Origin of the sequence: Lachnoanaerobaculum sp. Marseille-Q4761, from assembly GCF_017565785.1 — a bacterium.
Lineage (GTDB): Bacteria > Bacillota > Clostridia > Lachnospirales > Lachnospiraceae > Lachnoanaerobaculum.
The window spans coordinates 1,363,086-1,375,886 of sequence record NZ_JAGEKB010000001.1 but is presented as its reverse complement, the minus strand read 5'-3'; the positions used below and the strand labels follow the sequence as shown (position 1 = coordinate 1,375,886).

Here is a 12,801-nt window from a genome sequence, read left to right as displayed (position 1 = left end):
CTCAGCGAACTGAACAACCGTATATTAAAGACAACAGTACTGTAATCAATATACGAATTATAATATGAGACAATTGTAAATTTCCAACTATATAACCGGTAAAAATTACCAATGGAATCATTAACAATAAGGAAAGATATACAAGCCATGGTAGATTCTTGACTGTAGCCGAAATCAACAAAATAGCTCCGATAAAATATAGCAAGTGAATGCTTTGAAAACCTATCTCTTTCATTTCCGCAATCACTGCAATAAGAGTCAGAATTGCATACAATGCGATAAATGCTCTAGAAAAAATATTAAGTACAATTTTCAATTTTCTTCCTCCTTTTGAATAAAATTATAATATAGGCGTTTGCGAAACGCCCAAAGCCATATAAATACGCAATGTCATTAACTTAACGTTTGGAGCATACTCTTGCAAATAAGGGTATCCTCTTTTTCTTTCACTTTTACTATTATTAGCTTAAAAAGAGCATAGTTCACCAGTTTAAATCGAAATGCTTATTCAGTTTAGAAACTTCGCTTATGTGTATTCGAGAAATTTGCTGCAAGCTGTCCTTTAGTTCTGTGATAATGTCTATCATGCCTTATCGGCACTACATTTTTGCTTATTTCATCATACAATGCCTGTAGTAGCGCTACTTTTTTATTTCCATCTTTTTCTATAAGAATGTATATTAGGTCATTTTTCAGAAGTCCGATACTTAGGTTTCGGTTTAACTGCATTGTATGTTTATAATCATTCTTTAGGTGCTCCTGGCTACTTTCTTCTATATCACAGATTATATCTTCTGCAAGATTGCTAACATAAATAGTGCTGTTAATGTCCTGCTCAATAAGCACTGATTTTATCCCTGTGAAATTTTCGATTTTTAATCTGTATTTCAAAACTTCATAGGCCGTCTCTATACCCCAGCGCATATGATACAGTTCTGCAAAGCATTCCTCTGGAAATTTATCCCGTGGAAGATTAGTAGCGAAAATTTCTGACTTTCCATCATCTAAACACACCTTTACAAATCTCATTGAAAAGGAATCTCTGCTCATCATGATAGTTTCTTCTTTTTTGCCAATATAATTTCTCCTTCTAGCCTTTGTTAATGTTATGTCGACATCCTCATCATTTGATTTTAATTCTTTCTGTTCAGCCTTATAGTCACTTGTTTTTAGTCTTGCTACAAAATACACTCCATCATCTATAAAATTCAAAAATGCCGGTGTCGAAGGATAACCTCTATCCATAACAACAAGATAGGGATATCTGTTTCCAATTGTATCCTTTATTCCTTTTAACTGTTCCTGGGCTACTCGCATCTCATCAAACTTTACGGTATTAATACTGCTTTCCAGAATAAAGCGATTAAGAACGTCGTAAATACATCCCAGCCCAATCTGAGCACATGGTTTTCCTCCTCTCACTGAGGCACTTCCGTATTTCTCGATGGTTTCATCAGTTGTAGGAATATTTATATCAGATCCATCTGCAGCTAAAATAAGGAATCCTTTATAGGTATATGGTTCTACCTCTTCATCCTGGTAAAAATTTTTATTATGTTCCTGATAAAGAAACTTAAATGCGTCTGGATTTAATTTCATCCTTTGCTTTAGATAACCTGGTTTAGATATTTCTGTTCCCGGATGTGTTGTTTTCATATAATTTCGCAGCTCCATTTTGAGAGTAAGGCCCTTGCGATTAAACATAGAATACACTAAATCTTCTAGTGGCATCTTTCTACGTCTGACAAGAGTATTTGTTTTGCCACCACGACATACCTCAAGAAATACATCTGAAAGAATATTATTCTGATCTTTTAATAGTCTATTCTGTGATTTTCTCACTACAGCCCTTCAATTATTTAATCCTCATCATAAACAAGACGAGGTTTCTTCTTAGCATAGGCTGCCTTCAAATATGGAATCTGCTCCCCAGTAACTGCACCCAGATTCGCTTTCACTGTCTGCACAACCTTGCCATCAATACGTTTGTTTTCAACAAGGCTGGCATAATAATACTTTTCACCTCTATATTCTTTTGTAAGTATTTTTATAAACATGCTACACCTCGTGATTTTTCTCACTATAAGTATAGCATAATTATCGTTTTTAAACTATCTTTTTGTAATATTTTTCTCACTACTCTTAAGTTAATGACATTGCGTAATTACGCCGTTTACGGGCTCTTGACTCTTTCCCAACTGTCAAAGACGGGAGTATATATCGATTGAATATTGTATACAATAAGAATTATTATTGTTTTTAAATTAGTGCATACTAACTTTTACACAACAATATCACAGGCGTATAAAAAATATTAAATAATAAATAATAAATAAAAGTAAAACAATATAAACAAAATATAAAAACAATATAACGAAATTCGTGCTTTATAAGCAAATGCCTATATAGCATAAAGAATAAAAATAGGATATATTCTTATTATTAGAAAAAAGCATAATGAAGAATATGAGGGGTAATTTTAGAAGTATAGGGAGAATGAAAAATAATTTTTTTATATGTATTAGTGAATAAAATAGAAAATTAAAAAAAGTGGCTGTAAAAATAGAAGCTTGAAACTCTTTTCATGAGTTGTTGCCTAAAGAGAGCTTTCTATTTTTACAGCATCTATAGCTTTATTTTCGTTGTATTGAACTATTTTCTCTTTGGATTTTTCGGGAACCATCCTTTTTCCACTCTTTTTTCCTGCTCATATAATTCATGGATACTCCAAAAGCAGGAAATGCCAAAGATGGCCAAACTTCCGGAGAGGAAAAGAGAAGGGAGAAAAATGCTGGCTACACAAGCGAATAGACCTATTATGAAAAAAAGCCAGGCTATTTTTTTACTAAAGTAATACTCCGCATAGACCACTATGGGGTGAAATATCCCTATGCAGAGAAAACAAACCAAGCCTAAGAGTAAACCTTGAAAGCTCATAGTTTAAAATACCCCCGAAGCTCTCGAAGCAGAGTGTTAAGATCCACCTCTGCCCGTTCACTCATCATCTTTACCGTGGCTTTCGGCATCATAATACGAGCAAGAGGAGTGTTTAAGGCCTTAAAGCGATCGCTTAATCGGAAAAGGAGAGTCTTAACATTGGGATCTGCTTCCAAAATATCTTTTAACAGAGTGTCTTCGGTGATTTCTGTCAGCTTGCCGGCTGTCAAAGACTCTGTACTTTCTCTATTTTCTTCGTCTCCCAAAGTCCCTGCGTTTTCTTTATTGCCTACATCTTCAGAAGTCTCTGAGTCTTCTCTCTTGTCTTCGTCTTCAGCAGTCTCTTTGCCTTCTCCCTTTTCCTGCTGCTCCCAGGTCAGAAGAGTTTGAGAGCCCTGTAGGGAACGGATATGGGTGCAGTCCTGCATCATTTCCAGCACACCGCGGAACTTTCCCTTTTCATCTCGAACCGCATAGTAAACGATATAAATAAAGAGGTCCGGCTTGTTGATCCAAAACTCCGCCTTGTCCTGCTCTCCGGAACGAAACTTTTTGATGATTTCCTCAACGATATGTACAGAAGCCTTTGGATGACAGTTTTTCACATCTCTTCCGATGACATTTTTACTTCTGGGAAAAACTCTGTGCTTGGTGTCGGTGTAGAAGCATACCAGTTCATTTTCGTCCACATAGGAAAGATCCACCGGCATGTGCTGGTAAATCAGGTTAATCTGATCCAGGGTAAGCTGACCAGTAGTAACATTCAACTTTTCTTCTTTATTGTTAAAGCCGTATTTTCCCAGAAGACCGGCAAGCTCTTCCGCAAAACTGGGAGCGGAAGAAAGTCCGGATAGAGGAGCACCGGATGTAGAAGCTGAGACAGAAGAGGAAGCCGAAGCTGAATTGTCGGACTTATCTGCTTGCACGCTAATATAGGCAAAACCGATTTCCCGGTCTCCCTCGGCCATATAACGGAACTCTTCTTCATTAATCATTTCCAAGGAGGTGGGGTAGAGGATATTTTCTTCCTTGTCCATCAAATCCCGAACATCAGCCACAAGTTCTGCCTGCTTTCCGATAAATTCCTCTTCCTTATCCTCTAAAAGAAGATTGTAGCACTCTGAAATCTCATCCCGGATAAAGTCATCCAAAGTCCACATGGTGGTGGTAGGGCGAGTAAAGCCTTTCTTTTCCAAAACCGGGTATAATTGGTTTTGCTTTCTGGACAAATGAATCTTGAATTTCAACAAGTCTTCATAAAGCTCCAGCCATTGGTTTTTAATGAGAGGGTACTGCACCAAATCCTCAACGGAAAGCAGTAGTTCCTTCATTTTGGCATTTTCCCTACGGTAACAGGAGATGGGATGATTTTCCGGAAGCTCTTGATCCTTTGTGACTAAAACATCCTGGAAGACCTCCAGCATAGCCTGAATATCTTCCTTAATGCACTCATCTTCGGTTTCTTCCACCATTTCCTGCTCGATAATGGCGATTTCATAGGGGGCAAGGTGCTGTACTCTATCTTTAAGGGCTTTTCTTGCTTCTTCCAAAGAAATCTTTCCCTCATCATAGGCGGATTTTATTTCATGGACAATTTCTAACTTCTTACCATCAATATTTTGAAAATTCTCTCTCATAGTTTTCTCCTTCAGGGGATATTCCTATCTGCTATCCAATTAGATTAGAAAGGAAAATATAGTATTGCATAGTTGGTTAGAATAATCTAACTTATAATATTATAGCAAAAAAGAAGAAAGAAAAACAATGAAATTTCCATATTAAATTCTAAAGAGATTTTCATAGAATTTCTCCAAAGCCTTATTTATATGTTATAGAAAAATATCTTCAAACAAGTTTACGGAAAGATAGAATAAAAAATATTAATGCATCCCATAACGAAGCTTTTATTTATAATTCTTAATAACGGCATTATACTGCTTAGGTAGACATGGCTAACCAATTTAAAAAAATAATGAGAAAAAGATTTTCTTGACTAACTATTCTGTTATAAAGCTAATCCTAGGATCTTAGCAGAGTAATAGTAGGGAAAAGTATAAAACGATCCTTATTATTCGGATCGGTAGTTTGACAGTTATATAATTCCAAAATCTCCTCAGGCCTCGAAAAGCCTTTAAAAATCCATGACATCTGTGCTCAGATTGCCGAAAAGTACAAGTTTGAGTTTGACCTGAATCAAATCCTGTCTATGCTACTTTTCTCTAGGATTATTTATCCCGGGTCCAAGAGGTCTTCTCTTGAACTTTCAAAAAAGTTTCTTGAAAAGCCTGACTGCAAGCTCCATCACGTTTACTGTGCACTGGAAATCCTTGCAAAAGAGAATGTTTTTTTCCAGTCTCAACTTTACAAGAATTCCGAAATGGTACTGAATCGACATAAAAGAGTTCTTTACTATGACTGCACTAACTATTACTTCGAGATTGAGGAAGCGGATGATTTCAGAAAATATGGTCATTCCAAAGAAAACCGTCCGAATCCGATTGTACAGATGGGGCTGTTTATGGATGCAGATGAGATTCCTCTCACCTTCTCCCTCTTTAACGGAAATGAGAATGAACAACCTTCGATGAAACCATTGGAGAAAAAGATTCTTTCTGACTTTGGAATGACGAAATTTATTGTTTGTACAGATGCAGGACTATCATCAACTTCAAATCGTGTTTTCAACAACACGCCGAACCGGAAATTTGTTACAACGCAACCAATCAAAAAGCTGAAAGGACATCTCAAGGATTACTGTCTTGATGAAGACGGATGGCACCTTATCGCAGATAAAACAGAGTATAAGCTCAGTGAATTAGATGAGATTGAGAACTACGAGAAGACATTCTATAAAGACCGATGGATTAACTAAGACGGTCTGGAGCAACATCTCGTTGTCACCTTCTCCTTTCAATATCGGGATTATATAGGCGTTTGCAAAACGCCAAAAGCCGTATAAATACGACACTTTTTTGTTACTAAATATAAAAATCTCCTCTAGGTCTGTGATATAATGGAGTTGCACAAAACCATAAACCACATCCCGAAAGGAGACATTACTATGATATCACAAAAACAACTCTCTTTGGCAGATATTTTTGAAGATTGGCGAGTTTTGCAATTACTTAATTAAATATTTACTCATTTGTCTTTGCAAAATTCTAAGTGCATTTTCTATATCATCACCCAGATTCAATTTGGAAATCTTTGAATCCGCCATTGATATCGCACCTTCATATCCGCTAAATTTCGGTTTGCCGCTGCCGTTTTCAAGTATATGACAAATAAGCTTGGAATCTATAATATCCTCATTTTCCTTAAAAATATTTTCAGACTCCTTACTTTCCATCACTTCCTTTAAAACCGACGCCACAGGCATATCATTGTACAAAGTCTGTTGTATTTCCACATCATAGGTCAGAGTTTTTAAAAATTCCCATGCAAGCTCTTTCTTATTTGATTTTGCACTTATTGCAATATTCAGACTGTCAATCATACTTACATTATTGCCGGATTGACCTGCCGGCATAGGTATACAATCCCATGCAAATCCTGTATATTTTTTTATCTTATAAGGATAGGATTTATATGTTCTGTATTCCGCCAATGACATTTGACTAAAGGCAACATTGCCGCTGTCAAACTGCTCCTTTGTTATATTTTTATTTCCGTTCAGGGATTCCAGACTTTTTACAAATCTTATCGCCTCTGCAAGCTTCTCCTGATTAAAATATGATTTTTTACCATCCTTGGAAAACAACTCCACATCATTTGAAAGCGCGGCATTTATCCAGTCATATTTATATATTCCGAAATAATCTGGGCTACCGTCCAAATCTCTGTCAAGAGTTATCATTCTGCAAAGTCTGTAAAAATCATTAAAGGTATAATCATTACTTGGAATATCCAGATGAAAGTTTTCAAGTAATGTCCTGTTTACAAACATAAGTGTCGGCATTGCCTCATATGGCAGAGCATATCTGTGACCTCCAAAAACACCCGAACTTGCAATCTCGCTATAATATTTATTTATATCAAAATCACTGTCTTTTGCAATATATTTATCCAGATTTTCTATCAGACCGAGATTTATATAATTCTCAAAATCCTCATCCAGTACCATAAATATATCGGGCATTTTATCCTTTAAGATTCTTTCAGACATCCATTCACTGTAATCTTCCTTTAGTATGCCGCCGGAATATTTTATTTTTACACCTGCATGCTCTTTTTCAAATTTTTCTATTGCCTTATCAATTACAGAATAACTCTCCTGAACCGCCACATCCCAATTGCTGCCGTTAAACATCGCAAACTCTATCACGGTTTCTTTAGGTCTGCATCCATATACATATATTCCAAGTAAGACTGTTAAAAGAGCTGTTGCTGTAAATATTATGCCCCTCTTTTTCACAACTCACCTCTGCCTATTGCCCATATTGCAAGCTGTGTTCTGTCACGGAGTTCTAATTTATCCAGTATGGTTGACAAATAATTTCTTACAGTGCCTTCCGAAAAGTTAAGTTCCTTTGCAATTTCCTTATTACTTTTCCCCTTTGCCACCTCTTCTATTATACTCCATTCGTTTTTTGTTATAGCCTTTACATTTTCTGTGGGTACATGCATTGTTTCATTATTGACTGCAAGCTTTGAAAAAAATCTTAAAACCTTTGAAGCAATATCCGGATTTATCATTGCCTGACCTTGATATACGGTATTTATCGCCTCTACAAGACTCTCCATACTTATACCCTTTAAAAGATAACCGCTGGCGCCGTATTTTAGCGCATTAAATACATACTCATCATCATCAAAGGTTGTCAGTATTATTATTTTTATATCGGGATATCCCTCTTTTATAATCTTGGTACAGGATACACCGTCAAGTCTTGGCATTCTGATATCAAGAAGTATTATATCCGGTCTTTTTTCTCTGACACTTCTTATAACTTCCAGCCCGTCTGACACCGCATCCGTTACCTCTATATCAGGCTTACTCTCAAGGATTATCTTTAAGCTTTCTCTTATCAGTTCCTGATCATCTGCAATTAAAACTTTAATCATATTCCTCTCCCCATCTTATAGGTATCATAGCCTCCACCTTAAATCCCTTATCGCTGCTAAAGCTCACCTGACCTTTTAGCATATTTACTCTTTCTCTGATATGTCTAAGTCCGAATCCCGCTTCCAGCTTTTCACAACCTATTCCGTCATCACATATCAAAAGTCCTATACTTCCATAGCTTTTCTTTATTAAAACATCTATATTTTTAGCATTTCCATGTCTTATAGCATTGGTTAGGCTTTCCTGTACGATTCTGTATATAGCCGTCTCCTCATCTTCATCAAACTTTAAAATATCCGCATCACAATCGAATTTAATATTTACCCCTGAAATCTTTTTAGTGTTTTCCACCAGTTCCTCGATTGCCTTTTTCAGGTTTAATCTTTCCGTGGCATCAGGTCTTAATGAACTCACACTCATTCTTATATCCTTGATACCGTTCCTGCTGACCTTTGAAAGCAGATCCAGCTGGTTTCTAAGCGGTGTTTTTTCATCTCCCGCCAATGCTATACAGGCATCAATACCTGCCGCAAGCCCTGTAAGTGTATGCCCCAAAGTATCATGTATCTCTCTTGCAATACGGTTTCGCTCCTTTATCTCAGCCAGCCTTGCATTGTCCTTTAAAGACTTTTCAAGTTCTTCATTAGTCCTTTGCAAGTCCGTATTTGCTATCTCAAGCCTTTTATTTAACTCAAGATTTTTCTCTATGATTTCTTCCTTGCTTACTATTATAATAATACAACATAGTATAAAACATACCACAGTCATCAGATTTAACACATTATAAATAAAATATATAAAGGTCTGCAAATTCTGGCTGCAGGTTTTTATATATGATGAGATATCAAAAATATTTATAAAGAGTTTTACAAGTTCATGTGTCGTAAGTAGATAACTTATCATTGCAATCACTACAACTATGGGCATATATTTATTTCTTTTTAAATACATAAGTGCATTTGCAAAAGTCCAAAGCAGTATTCCGTTATAATTAAAATTCAGCAATACAATGCATATCAGTCCCAAAACAAATTCTATTACAAAGGTAATAAATACAACTTTTGTATAGCCTGCAATATCGCTGTTTCTTAAGCAAAAGGTCAGTATAAAGCATACCGATGATATAAGCGTAAATATAAATATATGAAGCGTATTTCCCGGTACATTTACCGCATTTGATAAAAAAAGTTTTGCCTCATGCAGACTTACAATCCTCTCCGTCACTATCCATATAAAACCCGAGGTCAGCATCATAGCCGCAATGGATATGCAAAGCATTATATCCAATATTGTATTTATTTTTAAATATCCTATACTTTTCATATTATTGCCATTTTGATATATCAAATCTCGTTATATTTCCTGCATTTATCAAATCCACATCTATATGAATATCCGATTCTATTTCCTTTCCGTCCAGATAATCATATGCCACTCTTGCAGCTTCCTTTCCCATATAAATCGGATGCTGTGCTACAGTTGCGGTATAAAGTCCCTGCCTTATAAGCTCTTTTGCATCCGGAGAGCCGTCTACACCATAGATTAAAAACTTTTTTTCGCTTTTTTCTCTAAGTGCGGCAATCGCTCCTATGGCTGTAGGATCATTAAGTCCGAATATAACATCAAATTCCTTATCATTTGTTTTTAAATATTCACTCATGGCTTCATTCACGGTTTCTATTTCACTGACACCGTCTATTTCATCCACGATTTCATACCTGCCCTCACCTGCAAGTCTGTCTATAAAGCCCTGTCTTCTTTGTACCATTGATGAAGCTATAAGATTTGCAACTATAAGAATTTTTGCTCCTTCGGGCTTTTTTCTTATCAAATCCTCCGCCAGCAATACTCCTGCCTTATAGTTATCTGATTGAATGGCACTTATCACTCCCACTCTGTTATCAACATCCGTATCCAGTAAAATTACAGGTACTCCCTTACTTTGACATTTATAGAGTGCCTTTTCTATTCCGCTCTTATCCACTGCATTTACAAATAAAATATCAATGCCTTCATCAAGCATATCTATAATCTGTTCATTCTGCCTCTCCTGACTCTGTGCCGGATCTCTTGTTATAAGTATATCACCATTTGCCTCAATAGTATCTCTAAGATTTTCATTAAGCACATTAAAATACGGATTATTCATAGTCATATATGTTGAGCCGAAGATTATTTTTTTATCCTTACTTCTTATCTTTAGTAAGAATATCAATAAACACAATAAAAAAACATATGCTAAGAGCATATAAAATACTCTTAGCCTGTTTTTGCCGTTTTTTTCCATTATTTACTCTTTTTTAAATTCCTGATATAGTCAATAAATACCGCAAGCAGTATAACAATACCCTTTACAACTGTCTGCCAGAAAGAGTTTACATTCATAAGATTAAGTCCGTTACTCAAAATTCCTATAATAAGCGCACCTACCAATGTACCTCCAAGCTTTCCATATCCACCGGACATGGAAGTTCCGCCTACCACTACCGCAGCTATGGCATCCATCTCCGCACCGTCACCTGCCGTAGGCTGTCCGGAATACATACGGGAAGCGAGGATAACTCCTGCAAGTCCTGCCATAAGTCCCGAATAAGTATACACCATGAATTTTACTTTTGAAACACTTATGCCCGAAAACTTTGCCGCAAGTGTATTTCCGCCGACTGCATATATATATCTTCCGATTTTTGTTCTGTTCATTATAAGAACCGATATTATAAATATTATTATCATTATAATAACAGGTACAGGGAAAATCCCTATATATCCGGCTCCAATCCACTGCCATTCCTTGGATACCACTCGCACCGGTGAACCTCCGGTATATACTCCCGAAAGTCCTCTTGCAATATTCATTGTAGCCAATGTTACGATAAATGGAGGTATTGTGGTTCTTGAAATAACAAATCCGTTAAATGCACCTATTATAATTCCGATAAGTACTCCTATAATCATTGCCAAATATATATTCATACCATATCTGGATACACAGCCGGCAGCAAACACTCCTGAAAGTGCTATTACCGAACCTACAGACAAATCAATACCGCCAAGTATGATTACCATTGTCATTCCGCATGCAAGAAGCATATTTGTAGATATCTGTCTAAGTACATTAAAAACATTCTTTGTTGTAGGGAATGAGCTGCTTGTTGCAGGAAATACCGTAAGGAATATTGCCAGCACCAGCAATGCAATAATGATTCCCATATTCTCTTTGAAAAAATTTAATGCCTTCATATTGTTTGATTTTTTCACTTTTTACCTCCATTATATAGCTGCCAATTCCATAATGCTTTCCTGTGATATTTCCTCGTGGTCTATACAGCCTCTTATTGTTCCTGCCGCCATAACATATACTCTATCGCTCATATTTATTATTTCAGGCAGCTCCGAGGATATCATAATGATTGAAACTCCGTCTTTTACCAGTTCATTCATTATTTTATATATCTCGGATTTTGCACCTACATCTATTCCTCTTGTAGGCTCATCAAGTATCAGAATCTTAGGATTTGTGGCAAGCCATCTTCCAATCATCACCTTTTGCTGATTTCCACCTGAGAGATTTCCGATTATCTGCTCCTGTGAAGGTGTTTTGGTAGCCATCATATCTATATATTTCTGAGTTATTTCAATCTCTTTTTTGGAATTTACATTCAGATTTTTTATAAACTCGTCAAGCACTTCTATTGTGGTATTGTATTTTATATCCTGAAGTAAATAAAGCCCCTGCTCCTTTCGACTCTCAGGTACCAGTGCCAGTCCGTTTTTTATAGCATCCTTAGGTTCTTTTATGCTGACCTTTTTGCCGTCAATATATATATCGCCCATAGCATCTTTTGAAAGTCCGAATATTGCCTGCATAGCCTCGCTTCTGCCTGCTCCTACAAGTCCGGCAAAGCCTATTATTTCACCCTTTCTTAATTCAAAGCTGACATCTTTTACCTTATCACCGTCCTTTAGATTCTCCACCTTCAAAACCACCTCTTTTGTAGGCATAAAATCTCTTACATAGTAATTTGTCAGAGTTCTTCCAACCATCATTGCTATAAGCTCATCCTTGTTGGTTTCCTTTACCACCTTGGTACCCACATACTCGCCGTCTCTCATTACGCTTACTCTGTCACATATTTCTTCAAGTTCGCTCATCTTATGTGATATATATATGATACCCACGCCCTTCTTTGTCAAATCTCTCATTATATTAAAGAGATTTTCCACCTCTCTGTCACTTATAGAGGATGTAGGTTCATCCATAACAAGTATTTTGGCATTTACAGACACCGCCTTTGTTATTTCCACCATCTGCTGCTTAGCTATAGGCAAATTCATAACAAGTTCTCTTGAATCTATATCCATACCCAAATCATCCAATATCTTTTGGGCATCTTTTTCCATTTTTGAAATATTTACGGTAAAGCCCTTTCCGGACTCTCTTCCAAGATAAATATTTTCAGCCACTGTCATATATGGCACAAGTACCAACTCCTGATGTATTATCGCAATATTATTTTTTGAGGCATCATGTACAGATTCTATGGATACCTTTTTGCCCTCAATCTCTATCTCACCTTCATCAAGGCTGTATATTCCACCCAGCACTTTTATAAGCGTGGATTTACCCGCACCATTTTCTCCCAACAGTGCATGCACTTCTCCCGCCTTTAATTCAAGGTTTACTTTATCCAAGGCTTTTACTCCGGGGAAGCTCTTAGATATATTTTTCATTCTTAATAAAATATTGTCCGTCACTGTTTCACCTGCTTTTATTTTCTAAATAAGGCATCCCTTAGGAT

Annotated in this window: 11 protein-coding genes and 1 pseudogene; 1 reads left to right on the top strand and 11 read right to left on the bottom strand. The window is 36.4% G+C overall.

Annotated elements, in window-relative coordinates; genetic code table 11:
- Position 1 precedes the first annotated feature (1 nt).
- The 5 genes from J4O15_RS06345 to J4O15_RS06325 all read right to left on the bottom strand — a co-directional run bounded on the left by J4O15_RS06345 (position 2) and on the right by J4O15_RS06325 (position 4,574).
- The gene (locus J4O15_RS06345) at positions 2-316 is read right to left on the bottom strand and encodes a hypothetical protein (RefSeq protein WP_208100096.1); all 315 of its coding nucleotides are present in this window, start codon (positions 314-316) and stop codon (positions 2-4) included.
- Between the two features lie 197 nt (positions 317-513).
- Positions 514-1,842, bottom strand: coding sequence for an IS4 family transposase (locus tag J4O15_RS06340; protein ID WP_208100095.1), 1,329 nt, complete (start codon positions 1,840-1,842; stop codon positions 514-516).
- Between the two features lie 17 nt (positions 1,843-1,859).
- A complete protein-coding gene (locus J4O15_RS06335; protein ID WP_008752917.1) occupies positions 1,860-2,057 on the bottom strand; it encodes a hypothetical protein in 198 nt (65 codons plus the stop codon).
- Between the two features lie 595 nt (positions 2,058-2,652).
- Positions 2,653-2,937, bottom strand: a complete 285-nt coding sequence (locus J4O15_RS16435) for a DUF4491 family protein (protein WP_083810537.1) — start codon at positions 2,935-2,937, stop codon at positions 2,653-2,655.
- Entirely contained in the window at positions 2,934-4,574 is a 1,641-nt protein-coding gene (locus tag J4O15_RS06325) for a DUF438 domain-containing protein (RefSeq protein WP_009220020.1), read from the bottom strand. Before J4O15_RS06325 ends, J4O15_RS16435 begins: the two co-directional genes overlap by 4 nt.
- A 494-nt stretch (positions 4,575-5,068) precedes the next feature.
- On the opposite strand from J4O15_RS06325, the pseudogene J4O15_RS06320 reads away from it, so the two are divergent.
- Positions 5,069-5,806, top strand: a pseudogene (locus J4O15_RS06320) (IS1634 family transposase); the annotation flags it as partial.
- Between the two features lie 252 nt (positions 5,807-6,058).
- Here J4O15_RS06320 and J4O15_RS06315 read toward each other — a convergent pair.
- From J4O15_RS06315 to J4O15_RS06290, 6 genes are all read right to left on the bottom strand, one after another.
- Positions 6,059-7,351 carry an ABC transporter substrate-binding protein gene (locus J4O15_RS06315; protein WP_208100093.1) on the bottom strand — a complete coding sequence of 431 codons (1,293 nt, stop codon included), beginning with the start codon at positions 7,349-7,351 and terminating at the stop codon, positions 6,059-6,061.
- Positions 7,348-8,001, bottom strand: a complete 654-nt coding sequence (locus J4O15_RS06310) for a response regulator transcription factor (RefSeq protein ID WP_208100092.1) — start codon at positions 7,999-8,001, stop codon at positions 7,348-7,350. Before J4O15_RS06310 ends, J4O15_RS06315 begins: the two co-directional genes overlap by 4 nt.
- Positions 7,994-9,325: a sensor histidine kinase gene (locus J4O15_RS06305; RefSeq protein WP_208100091.1), complete on the bottom strand. Its 1,332-nt coding sequence runs from the start codon at positions 9,323-9,325 to the stop codon at positions 7,994-7,996. Before J4O15_RS06305 ends, J4O15_RS06310 begins: the two co-directional genes overlap by 8 nt.
- Position 9,326: 1 nt before the next feature.
- Positions 9,327-10,151, bottom strand: a complete 825-nt coding sequence (locus J4O15_RS06300; protein ID WP_243761969.1) for a substrate-binding domain-containing protein — start codon at positions 10,149-10,151, stop codon at positions 9,327-9,329.
- A gap of 137 nt (positions 10,152-10,288) precedes the next feature.
- Positions 10,289-11,260 carry an ABC transporter permease gene (locus tag J4O15_RS06295; protein ID WP_009220475.1) on the bottom strand — a complete coding sequence of 324 codons (972 nt, stop codon included), beginning with the start codon at positions 11,258-11,260 and terminating at the stop codon, positions 10,289-10,291.
- A 12-nt stretch (positions 11,261-11,272) separates the two neighbouring features.
- Complete coding sequence (locus J4O15_RS06290) at positions 11,273-12,757, bottom strand: sugar ABC transporter ATP-binding protein (protein ID WP_208100090.1); 1,485 nt, start codon at positions 12,755-12,757, stop codon at positions 11,273-11,275.
- Positions 12,758-12,801 lie beyond the last annotated feature (44 nt).